General features: G+C 47.4%; 12 protein-coding genes. 7 read left to right on the forward strand and 5 right to left on the reverse strand.

The features are described from left to right. Positions 1 to 132: 132 nt before the first annotated feature. The gene (locus tag KIK04_RS11365; protein WP_232278332.1) at positions 133 to 1,335 is read left to right on the forward strand and encodes a serine hydrolase domain-containing protein; all 1,203 of its coding nucleotides are present in this window, start codon (positions 133 to 135) and stop codon (positions 1,333 to 1,335) included. 102 nt (positions 1,336 to 1,437) lie between these two features. Here the strand turns inward: KIK04_RS11365 and KIK04_RS11370 are convergent, their stop codons facing one another. Then, positions 1,438 to 2,634, reverse strand: a complete 1,197-nt coding sequence (locus tag KIK04_RS11370) for an MFS transporter (RefSeq protein ID WP_232278333.1) — start codon at positions 2,632 to 2,634, stop codon at positions 1,438 to 1,440. 49 nt (positions 2,635 to 2,683) lie between these two features. Beyond that, on the reverse strand, positions 2,684 to 3,271 hold the full coding sequence (locus KIK04_RS11375; RefSeq protein ID WP_232278334.1) for a TetR/AcrR family transcriptional regulator: 588 nt from the start codon (positions 3,269 to 3,271) through the stop codon (positions 2,684 to 2,686). A gap of 253 nt (positions 3,272 to 3,524) precedes the next feature. Between KIK04_RS11375 and KIK04_RS11380 the strand changes: the two genes are divergently transcribed. The 4 genes from KIK04_RS11380 to KIK04_RS11395 all read left to right on the forward strand — a co-directional run bounded on the left by KIK04_RS11380 (position 3,525) and on the right by KIK04_RS11395 (position 9,073). Continuing rightward, complete coding sequence (locus tag KIK04_RS11380; protein WP_232278335.1) at positions 3,525 to 4,736, forward strand: serine hydrolase domain-containing protein; 1,212 nt, start codon at positions 3,525 to 3,527, stop codon at positions 4,734 to 4,736. Between the two features lie 353 nt (positions 4,737 to 5,089). Then, positions 5,090 to 6,331 carry a serine hydrolase domain-containing protein gene (locus tag KIK04_RS11385; protein ID WP_232278336.1) on the forward strand — a complete coding sequence of 414 codons (1,242 nt, stop codon included), beginning with the start codon at positions 5,090 to 5,092 and terminating at the stop codon, positions 6,329 to 6,331. A gap of 201 nt (positions 6,332 to 6,532) precedes the next feature. Beyond that, a complete protein-coding gene (locus tag KIK04_RS11390; protein ID WP_232278337.1) occupies positions 6,533 to 7,741 on the forward strand; it encodes a serine hydrolase domain-containing protein in 1,209 nt (402 codons plus the stop codon). 81 nt (positions 7,742 to 7,822) lie between these two features. Next, positions 7,823 to 9,073 (forward strand): serine hydrolase domain-containing protein, encoded by a 1,251-nt coding sequence (locus KIK04_RS11395; RefSeq protein WP_232278338.1) that lies wholly within the window; start codon positions 7,823 to 7,825, stop codon positions 9,071 to 9,073. Positions 9,074 to 9,320: 247 nt separating this feature from the next. Here KIK04_RS11395 and aceA read toward each other — a convergent pair whose 3' ends face one another. From aceA to KIK04_RS11410, 3 genes are read right to left on the reverse strand one after another with little or no spacing between them, the layout of a single operon-like run. Then, positions 9,321 to 10,595 (reverse strand): isocitrate lyase, encoded by a 1,275-nt coding sequence (gene aceA, locus KIK04_RS11400; protein WP_232278339.1) that lies wholly within the window; start codon positions 10,593 to 10,595, stop codon positions 9,321 to 9,323. 56 nt (positions 10,596 to 10,651) lie between these two features. Next, positions 10,652 to 12,265, reverse strand: a complete 1,614-nt coding sequence (gene aceB, locus KIK04_RS11405) for a malate synthase A (protein ID WP_442951151.1) — start codon at positions 12,263 to 12,265, stop codon at positions 10,652 to 10,654. A 5-nt stretch (positions 12,266 to 12,270) separates the two neighbouring features. Further along, positions 12,271 to 12,501, reverse strand: a complete 231-nt coding sequence (locus tag KIK04_RS11410; RefSeq protein WP_232278340.1) for a hypothetical protein — start codon at positions 12,499 to 12,501, stop codon at positions 12,271 to 12,273. 282 nt (positions 12,502 to 12,783) lie between these two features. Here KIK04_RS11410 and KIK04_RS11420 point away from each other — a divergent pair, with 282 nt between their 5' ends. Next, entirely contained in the window at positions 12,784 to 13,986 is a 1,203-nt protein-coding gene (locus KIK04_RS11420) for an NAD(P)/FAD-dependent oxidoreductase (protein WP_332330011.1), read from the forward strand. 135 nt (positions 13,987 to 14,121) lie between these two features. Further along, complete coding sequence (locus KIK04_RS11425) at positions 14,122 to 15,921, forward strand: S9 family peptidase (protein ID WP_232278341.1); 1,800 nt, start codon at positions 14,122 to 14,124, stop codon at positions 15,919 to 15,921. Positions 15,922 to 16,341 lie beyond the last annotated feature (420 nt).

Consider the following 16,341-nt stretch of genomic DNA (forward strand, 5'->3'; position numbering starts at 1 on the left):
TGGATGTGGGGCAGCCTTTTGTGTTTTGGTAGTCATTTTGGTGTCATATGACTGATTTGTCACTATGGAACATGACAACGCCTCCCTTAATCTGAGGAGGATTCATATTTCATGTGATTAGGAGTGGTAGGAATGAACGTGAAAAAAATGATCATGTTGAGCTTAGCTGTTATGTTGACAGGGGCAACATTGTTGCCTGTTAGCGGGGGTGTATCGACTGCTTACGCAGCGGATAGTTCCAGTCAGATGTCTGAATCAAGTGCAAAAGGGACGGTTGCTGCTACGAAGACGAAGTACGCGGCCATTCAAAAGATCATAGACGACGCTGTTAAGCAAGGTATCCCGGGAATCATCGTCCAGACCGTTGATCATGGAACGAAAAAGCAATTCAGCGCGGGTAAAGCTAATATCCATTCTGGTCGTCCGATGCAGCCCGATTTTCATTTTCGCATAGGAAGCATTACGAAAACGTTTGTGGCGGTTGTTATGTTGCAGCTAGTTGGCGAGGGGAAGCTAAGTTTAGACGATTCAGTAGAAAAGTGGCTGCCGGGCGTTGTGCAAGGCAATGGTTATGACGGGAATAAAGTAACGATTCGAAACTTGCTTCAGCATACGAGCGGGATTGCGGATTACACAACTGATCAGACGATGAAGGACTTTTTTGAAAATCCGTTTAGAACGTATACAGCGGAAGAGCTTACTCGTATGGGAGTGCAGCATAAACCGAAATTTGCCCCGGGGGCGAGATATGAATACTCGAACACAAACACGGTGATAGCTGGCCGCATCATTCAAAAAGTAACCGGACAAACGTATGCTGAACAGATTAAGCAGCGTATTTTGGAGCCACTGGGGTTGAAAAATACATTTCTCCCGGGCACATCCCAGAAGCTGCCTGATCCTCATGCAAGAGGATACTACAATAAGAAGGGTGGTACTTTACAAGACTTTACGGAGTATAATACAACTTGGGACGATGCATCGGGCGAAGTGATTTCGACTTTGGATGATCTTAGTCGATTCAATAGCGCGCTATTGTCTGGTTCTTTACTACAACCAGAACAGTTGGCACAAATGTTAACAACCATGGATACCATCATGTTGCCAAAAAAACATGCGGGTCTTGGGATTTTCGAAACCAAATTATCTAAAGATCTGTCTATTTGGGGACACGACGGTGGAGTACCCGGCTCGGCTTCTCACCTCGTCGGAACACGAGATGGCAAACAGGTGCTAGCGGTTAATATAAATAAACTTGGTGACGATGGAAGAGAGCTTATATTTGGGGTTATCGACAAATTGGACGCGTTACATTTTAACGCAGCTTCGAAGTAGACACTCGACCGACATGCAGGCTCACATTTAAAAATAAAGAAACCGGATGTACCTATGGCTGTAACTCCATAAGGGATATCCGGTTTGCTTCTTTAATAAATATTAGGCGTTTGCCATCTTCGCTTTCTTATTTTTTAACAAGTACCCTGTATAAATGGCCAGATACAACGCGATGAACAAGATAGAGAACAAGTACATGCCCGAATAGCTCATCTGGCTGGCAACAGGGCCAAGGATCATCGCTCCTCCACCGATACCAAGGTCAAACGAGGAGTAGAACATCCCGTTGGCAACCCCTCTGCGCTGCGGAGTCACGCGGTTAATAACCCAAGCCTGCAAAGAAGGCTGCACGGCACCGAAGCCTAAACCATAGAACAACGCTGCCACAATAAGCAGCATGGTCGAATCCGCATTTGCTAATATAATCAGCCCGATTATCGCAAGTACAGCACCTGGTAGCAACACGGTAACATGTCCTTTTTTATCGAACAACTTACCCGCTATCGGCCTCACAAGAAAGGCGCATATAGCGTTAATGAAGAAGAACCAGCCTACATTGGCGATGCCAGCCTCAATACCGAACAAGGTAATAAAGCTTGCGATTCCACCGTACGTAATCCCGAACATAAGCATAAGTAATGATGGGAATAGCGCCTTTTTTTCAAAAAATCGGGCCCATAGCGACATCTTCTCCTGCACTTGACTGCCTGCTGGGCGTGGAAGACTAAGCAATAACGTGACGATCATGGATAATACAGTCAAGATAAATGACGTTGTAAACATGGCCTTAAATCCGAAGCTGTTGGATAGTGCTATACCCGCCATCGGGCCAAGAGCCGCGCCCAAAATAGTTGATAGACCAAAATAGCCAAGTCCTTCGCCACGACGAGCTGCCGGAACTAAATCAGAGGCAATCGTTCCGACGGTCGTCGTTACAATACCCCATCCTAATCCGTGAAGAAACCGAACATGTAAGACATAGCCTGCAAGAACAGACCAATTATAAAGAGCGATTGCGATTAAACAAATGACATATCCGACGAGCAATATGCGTTTGCGGTTCAATTTATCCAGTGCTGCGCCGGAAATAGGTCGGATAATAATGGAGGATAGCGTGAACATCCCCATAATCAGGCCGATGACGAACTCGCTGCCGCCTTGCTGTGCAACGAATGTCGGGATCGTGGGCAGCAACATTTGAAAGCCCATGAACAGCAGTAGATTGGCCAGTATTAAGGTGACAAATGTCTTGGACCAAATCGACGGTGTTGCAGTTGGTGTCTGTTTGTGTGTGGTCATTAGGGCATCTCCTTGTTGTTGGTTTAAGATAATAACGGTAATAACGGTACTAAGGCGTTAACCCTCTAGCTAACACGCGAATAGCATCAGGCAGCCAATCATCGAGCTGAATGGATGACACTAAACCGCCTGTAAATGTCTCGCTCACATATTTGCCGTGATTCATATATAGAAACGTAATCGACTGATGCTCGGGATCACCGGCAACGACTAGGCCCCTACGCTGCATTTCAGCAAAGTAGTCTGTTAACAGCTCCTTCAGCTTGCGCGGGTGCGCTGTCGACTGCGTAAAGAGCTCCGGCATCGTGTTTCGTTCCATCATCGAAATGACGAACACTTTCCGGTTTTTCCTCATCAAATCGTGATACAGTTTGCTCACCATGAACAAATCCGCTTCCAAGTTCCATTTGATGCATTCTTCAAAAGCGTGCGTCATCGGAACGCTATATGAATATTTATCAATCGCTGCCTCTAATATCCCCTTCTTCGTCCCGAAGATACGAAATACGGTCATCTCGCTGACCCCAGCAGCTTGGGCAATGCTCTTGGTAGTCACTGCTTGGTAGCCGTGCTCGCAGATGAGTTCAATGGCAGCTTCTAATATTTTGTCAGCTGTCTTTTCTGCACGTTGGCTCATGGTGACGCCCCTTTCCTTAAATGTTAGTGAGTACTAACTATAATCAATGTTAACGATAGGCCAAATCGAAGTGGATGTCAACTTCCATTTAATAAGAGGTTACTTATGCAGGTATAGTTTTTTGTCATATGACAGTTGGTCAGTCAAGATGATGATGAATCGTCACTATCAAGCATGACACGCTCAAGCTTACTCTAATGGTGTGCTGAGGCACAGAAACAGAAACCATTAGAGCGATTGAGGAGATGTGAATATGAACGTAAAAAAAACAATGCTGCTGAGCTTTGCGATTATGATGGCAGGTACAACGCTTTTGTATGCAAATGAAGGGACGTCCGCCGCTTTTGTGGATCAATCAAGTCGTTCAATTATTGCGAAAAAGCCTACAACAGAGATATCCGGGACATCCGAGCAAACTAAGGATGCAATCAGGAAGCTGATGGAAGAAGCAATCAAGCAAGGCATACCCGGCATGATCATCCAAACGCAGAATGACGGAGTGAAGTGGGAATATGGAACGGGGAAGAGCAGTATATTTGCGGAACACAAGATGCAGCCCGGCTTTCATTTTCGAATTGGGAGCATTACGAAGACGTTCACAGCTACTGTTGTGCTGCAATTAGTTGGGGAAGGCAAGCTGAGCTTGGATGATTCGATTGAAAAATGGCTCCCGGGTGTCGTACAAGGTAATGGCTATGACGGCAACAAGATTACCGTTCGACAATTACTTAATCATACGAGCGGCATTGCTAGCTACACGGATGATACGGCATTTATGGAGAAGTCTTTTGAAAGCCCTTTTAAAGCCTACACGGCTAATGAGCTTGTGAAAGTTGGTTTACAGAAAAAGCCTTTATTCGCACCCGGGACGGACTTCTATTATTCTAATACCAATTATGTGTTAGCTGGCTTAGTCATTCATAAAGTATCGGGCAAGACGCACGCGGAGGAAATTACCGAACGACTCATAAAGCCGCTCGGTATGAAAAATAGTTTGGTTCCAGGGGCTTCATCTAAGCTGCCAGAACCACATGCAAGAGCTTACTACAGTACGAGCGATAAGCAGCTTCATGATATTACGGAAATGAATCCAGCTGTGGCTGATGCATCCGGTGATATGATTTCGACAGCTAACGATTTGAACCGTTTCTTCACAGAGCTTCTAGCTGGAAAACTACTAAAGCCCGAACAGATGAAGCAAATGCTTGATTGTGTAGAGAGTCAGCATGTACGTTATGGTCTAGGTATTCGTGAGATAAAGTTGGCAAATGGGGCCTCCGTCTGGGGACATGGTGGAGGAATTCACGGCTCAGTATCGCTAACGGTAGGTTCCTTAGGCGGGAAGCAGGTTGTCACATTAAATAATAATTATCTTACTCCTGGTAAATTGACACCTCGGCTTGAAGTAGTTATGAGTTTGCAAGATAAGATACCAGCGCTACTATTCCAATCAACTGAAAAATAGACGAAAGGGGATGTCTCGAAAGTCATTGATCATGACGGTGAGGCATCCCCTTTTACATGTGGCGGACATAAAAAAAGCGTGCTTGCGAGAGGGCCTCAAGGATGGAACCTCTCAGCTGCTATTTACCTAATGCGCGCTTATTTCGCCATGTTCAATATGTCATATGACATATTGTCACTTGGAAATATGACAGCTACACGCTTATGCTGACTCATGTGCTCGTACATTGTGCATCGTGAATCGTGTTAAGGCACACGGGTCAACGAGGGCACGTGCACCAACGTGCACCAACATGCACCAGCATGTATCGAAATGAAGCAACGGCGATCTAGCAACCAAAGGAGATGTTACACATGAACGTAAAGAAAAAAATGATATTAGGCCTAGCTGTTATGACAGCAGGGACAACGCTATTGTATGCAAATGGAGGAGCGACACTCGCTCATGCTCAAGCAGAAACTCAAGCAGTGAATCAATTAGAAACTCAAGCGAAGAGTACGAGCACTACACCTAACGTGCTGTTAAATAAGACGAATACCGATGCGCAAAAAAAGGCGGTTACACAAGCGCTGGATGACATTCTTGCTAAAGGCGTACCAGGTGTCCTCGCACAATCCTTGAAAGACGGCGTGAAGTGGGATTATGCAGCAGGCAAAGCCAACGTACATTCCGGACGGAGTATGCAGCCTGATTTTCATTTTCGGATTGGGAGTACATCGAAGACCTTTACCGCAACGGTGGCCTTGCAATTAGTCGGTGAAGGGAAACTAAGCCTAGACGATACGCTAGAAAAATGGCTGCCAGGTGTGGTGCAGGGCAACGGTTATGATGCCAGCAAAATTACGCTCAAGCAATTGCTTAATATGACGAGCGGCATTGCGAGCTATACCAGCAGCGAACAATTTACAAAAGGCATGATTGAGAATCGTTTCAAAACCTACCAACCAGATGATCTAGTCAAAATGGCTTTGCAGCAAAAGCCGTTATTTGCGCCTGGAACACAGTGGTCCTATTCCAATACAAACACGGTACTCGTCAGTCTAATGATTGAAAAAGCAACGGGACAAACACATGCCGAGCAAATTAAACAGCGTATTATCGAACCGTTAAAGTTAACGCATACGTATGTACCAGGCAAATCGCAGAAGCTCCCAGAGCCGCATGCAAGAGGATATTATGCATATAAGCCGGATAAATCTTTAGAAGATTTCACCGAGCAAAATGTCACGGTTGCCCATGCGGCAGGTGAAATGATTTCATCCAACGCGGACATCAATCGCTTCTTCAGTGAACTGCTGTCGGGCAAATTGCTCAAGCCTGAGCAAATGAAGCAGATGTTCGAATCACCAATTGACAGCCCATTGGGGCGTTACGGGCTCGGTATTTATGAAAGAAAGTTATCGAATGGCCATGCGGTCTGGGGACATGATGGAAGTATTCCAGGCTACGCTACGTTTGTAGGTGGGACACTCGGAGGTAAGCATGTCATCAATTTCAACATTAATCTACTCTCCGGCGATATCAAGCAGATGACGTCTATATTGGAGGCAGGCAATAAAGTATTTGAAGCGGAGTTCGCTCAATCCGCGAAATAAATAGGGAAAAAGGCTGCCCAGAGATGCTTTTCTCATAAGGGCAGCCTTTAATTATGTCATATGACATTGCGTCACTAGGAGAGTTGACAGCAGCTCGCTTATTCTAAATCATGTGTTCGATCCGCGGTACAACGACCAAGGAAAGCCATTACATAAGCCCGAGCACAGCTTACTTATCTGATATTTGAGGAGAGATTAGAAATGAACGCAAAGAAAACAGTACTGTTGAGCTTATCCATGATGATGGCAGGGACGATGTTGCTGTATGCGACTGGAGGCGCGGTAAAAGTTAACGCCGTGCAAGCGAATATAGGCCATTTAACGCCTGCAATTTCCTTAAAGAGTTTAGGCACAGAGGAACAAAAAAAGGCAGTCCAACAAGCTTTGGATGAAATGGTTGCTCTAGGTATTCCGGGTGTGTTGGCACAATCCTTGAAAGACGGCGTGAAGTGGGGATATGCAGCAGGTAAAGCTAACATTCATTCGGGTCGCAGTATACAGCCTGATTTTCATTTTCGGATTGGAAGTACAACGAAGACCTTTACCGCCACTGTGGTGCTGCAATTAGTCGGTGAGGGGAAGTTAAGCTTAGACGATACCGTTGAAAAATGGCTGCCCGGTGTGGTACAAGGCAACGGCTATGATGGTAGCAAAATTACGATTAGGCAGCTGTTGAATATGACGAGTGGAATTGCGAGCTTTAACGAAGCAAATACACAGTTTGCAAAAGATGCGCTTGAAAATCCACTTAAAAGCTATAAGCCGGAACAACTAGTTAAACTTGGCTTGCAGCAAAAACCATTATTTGCACCGGGAACCTCATGGTTCTATTCCAATACGAATTATGTGTTAGCGAGCTTAATCATTGAGAAAGTAACGGGGAGTACGTACCCCGAACAAGTGAGAAATCGAATCATTGAGCCTTTGCAATTAAAAAATACATATGTGCCAGAAGCGTCACAGCATCAACTGCCAGAACCATATACGAGAGGCTATTTTGCACAAAAGCCGGGCGGGGACTTACGAGATTTTACGGAGATAAATGCTACGGCGGCGTATGCATCGGGGGGTATGGTTTCAACAGCGGGAGACATCAATCGCTTCTTCACGGAACTGTTGTCGGGCAAGCTGCTTAAACCGGAGCAAATGAAGCAGATGTTTGAAGATACAGTAGATAGCCCGAATGGTCGCTACGGACTTGGTATTTTTGAGACGAAGCTTGCGAATGGTGTAGCCGTGTGGGGGCATAACGGAGCTATCCCAGGATACTTGACGTTTGTAGGTGGGACACTCCATGGCAAGCACGTGATTAGTTATAGTCTGAATTTACTTGCTATCGATAAGATGAAATCGATAAAAGAGATTAGCCAAAAGGTACTCGAAGCGGAATTTACTCATTCAGCAAAGTAAGTGAAGGGCTATTTTAATGCACTCACGTCATAGGTGTGAATCTAAAAAATTCCAGCCATTTGGCGAGGAGGCATGAAGCAGATGAATATCCGAAAAGTGATGATGCTTAGCTTAACCGTCTTATTGACTAGTGCAACCATACTGACGGCAGGCGGGGGAGCCGTGTTAGCAGCAGCGGGCACGACAGGTGCGACAGGCGATACTACCGCTACGAACGCCAATACAAAAGCAGCGACGAACCAATCGATACATTCAACTAAGAGCGGACAACATAATGAGCTCAATCGTACTATTGTGCAGGCGTTAAAAGAGGGAGTTGCTAAGGGGATTCCGGGCGTTCTCTTCGTTACGAATAAGGACGGAGTCGCGCAGCATTATACTTCAGGGTCAGCTAACCTCTTTTCAGAGCGAAGTATGAAGACAGACTTTCATTTCCGAATCGGCAGCATTACAAAAACATTTGTGTCGGTTACGCTACTGCAACTCGTAGGAGAAGGTAAGTTAAGTCTGGATGACTCCGTGGAAAAATGGCTGCCAGGACTTGTGCAAGGCAACGGCTATAAGGGAAGCGACATTACAGTCCGACAAGTGCTAAACCATTCAAGCGGTATAGCTAGCTATACGGATGAAGCGTTTATGAAGAAGTTATATGAAAATCGATTTAAGAGCTTTACTTCTGAGGAACTCGTAAAAGTAGGCATTCAACAAAAGCCGTTGTTCGCACCAGGCGCTAAGTCGTCTTACTCCAACACGAATTACATTATTGCTGGAATGATTATTGAAAAGGTGACCGGACAATCATCTGCCGAGCAAATTAAACAGCGTATTATAGAACCGTTGAAGCTGAAAAATACGAGTGTACCAGGCTCTGTCACGAAGCTGCCCGAGCCGCACGCCAGAGGCTACTACCAGCATAAAGCAGGTGGGCCATTAGAAGATTTTACAGAGCTTAATGTCACCGCAGCTTCTACATCAGGCGGAATGATCTCGACAGCCGATGACCTTAATCGCTTCATAACGGCAGTGATAAATGGCAAGTTGCTTAAGCCCGAACAAATGAAGGAGTTGCAACATACGCTACCACTCCCCGAAGCTGGCGGAAGTTATGGTCTTGGCATTATAGAGACGCAGCTCCCAAATGGGGTGAAGTTGTGGGGCCATGCCGGAGGTATTCAAGGATTTAGGACGTATACGTTTGTTACGAGTGATGGGAAACATGCAGCAACAATGAGCATTAACTACCATGGCAATGATCTAAACGCTGTCATGACAGAGTTGTTGATGAAAGTATACGAAGCAGAGTTCTCTGCTGTCCCTGCATCTAAACCGTAATGAGGCGGCATGGATAGGATAGATAAATAACGCAGAGGTCAAACGAAATGTGATGCGAAAGCGGTAAAGTGGACAGCGGGTTGACCTTACCCCACGAGGGAGCAGCAGCTATTCGTAGCCGATGGTGGCATACTTGAAGCGAGCGTGCTAGTGACGTAACGTTGGTCAACCCGCAAGAAGGTAACGCAATTAGGTTAAGGATCGATCGGAGCTTGGTGTCGGAGCCCACTTAAGCGACTTGCACAGCTTAAGTGAATTGCTCTGCCTCGGTGGAGTGTTGATACGCGGTCGTCGAGGAGTTGCCTCCGGCGATGACTTGTGCAACCTCATCGAAGTAGCCAGTGCCGACCTCGCGCTGATGCTTCACGGCTTCATAGCCGTACGGCTCCAGCGTGAATTCGGCCTGTTGCAGCTCGGAATATGCAGCCATGCCACGTTCCTTGTAGCCTCTAGCCAGCTCGAACATGCTGTAGTTGAGTGCATGAAATCCAGCAAGTGTGACGAACTGGAACTTATAGCCCATCTGCCCGAGCTCCCGTTGAAAGCTGGCGATAGCGGCATCATCAAGCTTCTTCTTCCAATTGAAAGAAGGGGAACAGTTGTAAGCAAGCAGCTTACCTGGGTACTGGGCGTGAATCGCTCCAGCGAAGCGGCGTGCTTCCTCAATGTTCGGTTCGGACGTCTCACACCAGACGAGATCTGCGTATGGTGCATAGGCTAGGCCGCGCGCGATGGCTTGATCCAGACCGGAGCGGGTGTAGTAGAACCCTTCCGGAGACCGCTTGCCCGTCAGGAATGGACGATCATACGGATCGGCATCGCTCGTAATGAGCTGCGCAGCATTTGCGTCAGTGCGGGCGATAATGAGCGTGTCGGTGCCCATCACATCAGCTGCTAAGCGTGCAGCTACTAAATTACGCACCGCCTGTTGGGTCGGGATCAACACTTTGCCGCCCAAGTGCCCGCATTTCTTCTCCGAAGACAGCTGGTCTTCGAAGTGTACGCCTGCTGCCCCCGCTTCAATCATTCCCTTCATGAGTTCGAATACGTTAAGCGGCCCACCGAAGCCTGCCTCAGCGTCAGCCACAATCGGGGCAAAGAAATAAGTATCCTCTTTGCCTTCCCCGTGCTGAATTTGGTCGGCGCGTTGCAACGCTTGATTAATGCGTTTAACGACTTGCGGTACACTATTTGCCGGATATAAGCTTTGATCCGGATACATATGGCCGGATAAATTCGCATCCGCAGCGACTTGCCAGCCGCTTAAGTAAATAGCTTTCAGCCCAGCCTTCACCTGCTGAATCGCTTGATTGCCCGTTAACGCACCAAGCGCAGCTACATAGGGCTCCGTATGCACCAGTTGCCATAGCCGTTCTGCCCCCAATTGCGCCAACGTATGTTCCACTTGCACAGAACCGCGCAAACGCAGCACATCTTCGGCCGTGTAAGGCCGCGTTACCCCTTCCCAACGCGCACCAGTCCATTTTTGCTCAAGCTCATTCAACTTCTTCTGCTGCATCATCGCAACCATCTCCTCGTACTCGATTCATTCATCCCAACTCAATCACCCAAACTCATTCATCCCAACAAATCATAGCCCGCGACCGTCAAGAACTCGCTACAGCTTTCATCGCTAATCAGCTTCGTAAACAATACCTTAGCCTCTGCGAACTTCCGTCCGTTAAACGTCAACTCGCCCATATGCTCCTTAATGGCGGTTAATTCCTCTTCAATGAATTGCAATACCAGTTCCAGCGTAATATCGGTGCCGTCACCTGACAGCTTTCCTTGTGGGTGGCGTATCCACTGCCACACTTGCGTGCGGCTAATTTCTGCTGTCGCTGCGTCTTCCATCAGATTAAAAATCGGCACAGCACCATACCCGCGCAGCCAAGCCTCTATATATTGCAGCCCGACACTAATATTCGTGCGCAGCCCTTGCTCCGTAATCGTGCCCTCCGGTACAGCCAACAAATCTCCCGCGATAATTCGCACGTCCTCGCGCTTGTTGCTCAGCTGGTTATCTCCGGCCATTTCTGCATTGAAAATGTCCATCGCAATCGGCACGAGTGCAGGGTGGGCAACCCACGTGCCGTCATGCCCTGCGCGAACTTCGCGCAGCTTATCGGCCCGAACTCGTTCCATTGCCGCTTCATTTGCGGCGGCATCATGTTTAATCGGTATTTGCGCGGCCATTCCGCCCATGGCATGGGCACCGCGTTTATGGCACGTCTGTATCACATAAGAGGTGTACGCCTGCATAAATGGCGCGGTCATCGTCACTTGAGCGCGGTCAGGGAGTAGAACATGTGGATGTTGTTTCAATCGTTTAATGAAGCTGAACATGTAATCCCAGCGCCCGCAGTTCAAGCCTGCGCTATGTTCACGTAGTTCAAATAAGATTTCGTCTGCTTCAAAGGTGGCGAGAATCGTCTCGATGAGGACTGTTGCTTTAATGGTGCCTTGTGGAATATGAAGCTGCTGCTGTGCGAACACGAAGACGTCGTTCCACAGTCGTGCTTCAAGATGGCTCTCTAGTTTCGGCAAATAAAAATAAGGGCCCGAACTGTTCTGTAACAGAGTGTGTGCGTTATGGAACAGAAACAATCCAAAATCGACTAGGCTTGCCGATGCTGGCTCACCATCAAACGTAATATGCTTCTCTTCCATATGCCAGCCCCGTGGTCGGACGAGCAGTGTTGCCACCTGCTCATTCAGCTTATAGTGTTTCCCTTCAGGGCTGGTGTAGGAAATCGTGCGCCGAATGGCGTCGCGCAAATACAATTGCCCGCCAATCGTATTCGCCCACGTAGGCGAATTGGCATCCTCGAAGTCAGCCATGAACGCTTTCGCTCCAGAGTTGAAGGCGTTGATGACCATTTTGGCATCACCTGCAGGGCCTGTAATTTCAACGCGGCGGTCGCGTAAATCAGGAGGAACGGGGGCGACCGACCATTTACTGTCGCGTATCGCCTGCGTTTCCAGTAGAAAATGCGGCATCTCACCCGCATCAAGGCGTTGCTGCCGCTCAGCTCTGGCCTCCAGCAGCATGCGCCTACGTTCGTTGAATTGCTTGTGTAGCTTGCCGACAAAGGCCAGCGCTTCGGGAGTTACAATTTCATAGCACGAGTCTGACATTGGAGCAAGAACGCCTATTTGGTTAGACGTTGGTTCGAGGAATGCTCCCGACATCTGGCCTACCTCCCCCTGCTAAAGTTAGGACTGAAATACATCGATTGCAAAATGCTGGCAATGGAGTCCTGTTCATTGTAGTCGTAGTCCAAGCGACCGCTTCCGTTACAGCGCAAGCATGGATTCGTTCCATGTCCCGAGCAGGAGGAGCAATGTCCGCCTTCCATTATCGAGCCCGTACCCTCACATTCCGTGCAATTCAAATCTCCATTTCCGTGGCAATAGCAGCAATCCATATTCATATCCTCCTCAGTGATATTGGTGGTTTGTTATCACAACTGTTATGAAACAGTATATGACTTATTTGATCTGTATTATAACAGTTGTGTTGAAAAAGGGAAGCCTTTTTTTATAAAAATTTTCCACAACTTTTTTCGGCGAGTGAGAAGTACAGGAATAACGTGCATTTTTTATTCGAGTGAGGGGCATTGTATATCCATGAAAAAGGAATGAAATCATTCCCAACATCCCAAGTGAAGTCATTCCAATTTAGTCATTTCAAACGTGGAGGCGCTTGTATGTATGATTGCATCATAGTCGGGGGTGGCATTGCAGGTTTGCAGGCAGCGATTCAGTTGGGGCGGTATGCGCATCGTGTGCTAGTCATTGATGCAGGCACAGGGCGCTCCACCCTGTGCCGCCAATATCGGAACTTGCTCGGCTGGCCGGACGGTATATCAGGAGATGAATTGCGGCGGCTCGGCCGGGTACACGCAGAGCGATTTGGAGTTGAATTTAGACATGGGGTAGTCGTTAAAGTAAACCATGCTGAGCGAAATAATAGTACAGAGGAAAATGTAATCACTAATACAGGTAATACAGGCAATACAGATTGTACAGATGAGGGTGTGGGTTTTATCATCACTGCGGCTCGCGCTACCGGAGAAACTGAACATACACAGCGTGCAGAGCATACCGAGCATACCGAGCATACCGAGGAAACTGAAAATACAGAGCACTCAGGGTATATAGAACATACCGAGGGAATCGAATATACAGAGCACACTGAGCATATAAAGCACACTGAGCATATAGAGCAAACAGAGTGTATAGACCATATGGAGCATACGGGGCATACAGCAGACACTGAGCGACATGAGCAGTTTCATGCACTGACTGTCTTATTTGCAACCGGCGTGACGGATCGATTCCCAACTGTACCAGGGTTGCGGGAATGCTTAGGGCTGACGGTATATGTATGCCCGGACTGTGACGGTTATGAAGTGCGCAACCGCCGCACGATCGTGCTTGGAGCTGGGGACACGGGAGCGCAAATGGCTTTAACCCTGTATGAGCGCACCCAGCATCTTATTTATATCAATCATGATTACCGTTCTAGCCCCGTATCGAAAAAAGTGGCGGCTCAGCTGCAAGCAAAGGCAATTGAGGTGCAACATGAGCAGGTCGTAAAGGTGCTGACAGTAGGAGATGGACAGTTTCAAGGCGTGGAGTTGGCTGATGGACGTGTCATTTTAGCGGAAAGGGCGTTTATTGCATTTGGTGGCAATAAGGTTCACTCCACTTTGTTGAAGCAACTCGGAGTAGAGCGCTTTGAGAATGAACACATTCCGACCGAGCTGCGCAGTAAAATGACCAATGTAGACGGGGTATGGGCTATAGGCGATATTGGTTTGCACGCGGAGCAGGTCGCGATTGCAATCGGGGAAGGATCACAGGCCGCTATTTGGATACACAAAACAATCATGACCCTGCAAAAATAGTCAGCATCAGGCGAGAAGGGAAGATTTGCAAACGGGATAGGGCGGCATTATCATGAACTTAGAATAAGACTACGCTTATCGACAGCGCTAATTCATAGTATATGTACAATGTGCATATGACTGAGGAGGATTCTGATGATTCAATTCCCGAAGCCTGATGTGAAGCAATTTTTTCAATCGTATGTTATTGATCTATTTGCACTTAGTGCAAATGAAGAGCGTCTCATTTTTAGTGCAAATATAAACGGTCATTATAACTTATGGGCCATCCCTCTTAACGGGAGCAATCGGTATCCGTATAGACTTACTTACAGCAATCAAGCGTGCAGCTTTATTAAAGTGGACCCACAAGGTAGGCACATTTTAGCTGGCTTTGATCAGGACGGTGATGAGAATTATCAAATTTACGCGCTAAAGCCTGAAGGCGGCGAATTGCATAAGCTGATAGAAGCAGAGGACGCGGAAAAATTGTTCTTCGCGCAGCTGTCCGAGGATGGGAAGCGAGTGTATTACATTACGAGCGAAGCCAATCCGCAATTTTTAAATACGCGTTGCTATGATATAGAATCGGGTCAAAATGAGCTGCTTATCCAAGGTGAGGATGCGGTAACCTTTGCGAGTGCGATCAGTCCGAATGAGCAGTTGATTGCATACGTAAAGCATTTGGCTAACACGTTCACGCCAGGCTATGTGCGTGTGAATGGGGAGGATCTATGTGTCACGCCATCACCAGATGTCGTACATGTTGTCAGGGGCTTGACCTTTATTGATGATGAAACCGTTCTGTTTGCAACGGATTACGAGTCTGACTTTGGTTACTTGGCAGCGTACCATATTCCAACGCGTAAGTTCGAGGAACTGTATCGAATTCCGCAGTCCAACATTTCAGATATCAAATGGCACAAAGAAAGCCGCACCGTTATTTTGTTTACTGAGCGCGGTGTAGAAGACCAGCTGTATCGTTGGTCGCTAGATACGAAAGAGCTGGAATCTATCTCGCTTCCAGTCAGTGTTATTGAAGATTATAAAGTGGCGGACTCCGGTCGCATTTATGTGCTTGGCCGCAGTGCGACCAAGCCAACGAATATTTATCGGGAAGCGGAAGGCGCATGGGAGGCACTGACGGATAATCGGGTAGTAGGATTAACCGAAGAAGATTTGGTGGAGCCGGAAGTTGTAAAATACCGTTCCTTCGATGATATAGACATCGAAGCGCTGTTGTTCCGGGCCAAGGATGAGGTGGCTAACGGGTATACGGTATTTTGGCCGCATGGCGGGCCGCAGGCCGCAGAGCGTAAATCATTCCGCAGCTTGTTCCAAACGCTGCTAGCTAATGGCTATCATATATTCGCGCCGAATTTCCGCGGTAGTACAGGTTACGGCAGCAACTTTACTAAGTTGGTCGAGTGCGATTGGGGCGAAGGCCCGCGCAAGGACTGCCTAAAAGGAATGGAGTGGCTGTTCGAGCAAGGCATCTCCAGCCGCGACAAGCTGTTCGTAATCGGCGGCAGTTATGGCGGTTATATGACGCTGTTGTTGGCAGGACGTCATGCCGACTACTTTAAAGCAGCCGTCGATATATTCGGTGTCAGCAATTTGTTTACGTTCGTAACATCGGTGCCTGATTTTTGGAAGCCGATGATGGAACGTTGGGTCGGCGATCCGGAAAAGGATCGCGAGCGGTTTATTACCGATTCACCGATTACGTATTTGGATACGATGGTGAATCCGATGCTCGTTATTCAAGGGGCTAACGACCCGCGCGTCGTGAAAGAGGAGTCTGACCAAATTGTTGAAGCGCTGCGCAGCAAGGGCCGCGATGTGGAGTATGTCGTGCTGGATAATGAGGGGCATGGTTTCTCCAAAAAAGAGAACGAAATACTCGTTTACGAGCGTATGTTGGACTTTTTAAAACGTCATCAATATGTAGAATAGCTTAGCGGAATCATTCGAACTTATAATAAGAGATCCTTGCATGGCAGGCAGCATTAAGGTGTTGAGCACTCAGGTGTTAAGCACTCATTTGCGGTTTGGTGTGCGGGGATCTTTTTTGCTTGGCTTGGCTTTATATTTGTTCGTGGAGTAGACTGTATACTGTGTATGACTGTCCGGCTGATTAACTCCTCGCTTCGTTGCACAGATATTAACTTGTAGCTGTTCTTTATTGGCGGACAAATGACCGAATTGTCTATACCAAAGTGGACGGTACATGTACATATGGCGGGAATGATTTTGCAGGATAAAAGGTCTATATCTAGATGTGGATTCTATAGAAATCGCTATATGTGTAATCGTAATCGTGGGGAACAATGTATCTCCCTTCAGAAAAGGTGTCCACTATTTGAAAGACAGTTA

The sequence above is a fragment of the Paenibacillus sp. 481 genome, from assembly GCF_021223605.1.
In the GTDB taxonomy this organism is placed as follows: Bacteria; Bacillota; Bacilli; order Paenibacillales; family Paenibacillaceae; genus Paenibacillus_B.

What these genes read in the sequence shown, in the direction of transcription:
- KIK04_RS11365 (WP_232278332.1), top strand. Translation starts at nt 133, where the DNA reads ATGAACGTGAAAAAAATGATCATGTTGAGCTTAGCTGTTATGTTGACA.
- KIK04_RS11370 (WP_232278333.1), bottom strand. Translation starts at nt 2,634, where the DNA reads ATGACCACACACAAACAGACACCAACTGCAACACCGTCGATTTGGTCC.
- KIK04_RS11375 (WP_232278334.1), bottom strand. Translation starts at nt 3,271, where the DNA reads ATGAGCCAACGTGCAGAAAAGACAGCTGACAAAATATTAGAAGCTGCC.
- KIK04_RS11380 (WP_232278335.1), top strand. Translation starts at nt 3,525, where the DNA reads ATGAACGTAAAAAAAACAATGCTGCTGAGCTTTGCGATTATGATGGCA.
- KIK04_RS11385 (WP_232278336.1), top strand. Translation starts at nt 5,090, where the DNA reads ATGAACGTAAAGAAAAAAATGATATTAGGCCTAGCTGTTATGACAGCA.
- KIK04_RS11390 (WP_232278337.1), top strand. Translation starts at nt 6,533, where the DNA reads ATGAACGCAAAGAAAACAGTACTGTTGAGCTTATCCATGATGATGGCA.
- KIK04_RS11395 (WP_232278338.1), top strand. Translation starts at nt 7,823, where the DNA reads ATGAATATCCGAAAAGTGATGATGCTTAGCTTAACCGTCTTATTGACT.
- aceA (WP_232278339.1), bottom strand. Translation starts at nt 10,595, where the DNA reads ATGATGCAGCAGAAGAAGTTGAATGAGCTTGAGCAAAAATGGACTGGT.
- aceB (WP_442951151.1), bottom strand. Translation starts at nt 12,265, where the DNA reads ATGTCGGGAGCATTCCTCGAACCAACGTCTAACCAAATAGGCGTTCTT.
- KIK04_RS11410 (WP_232278340.1), bottom strand. Translation starts at nt 12,501, where the DNA reads ATGGATTGCTGCTATTGCCACGGAAATGGAGATTTGAATTGCACGGAA.
- KIK04_RS11420 (WP_332330011.1), top strand. Translation starts at nt 12,784, where the DNA reads ATGTATGATTGCATCATAGTCGGGGGTGGCATTGCAGGTTTGCAGGCA.
- KIK04_RS11425 (WP_232278341.1), top strand. Translation starts at nt 14,122, where the DNA reads ATGATTCAATTCCCGAAGCCTGATGTGAAGCAATTTTTTCAATCGTAT.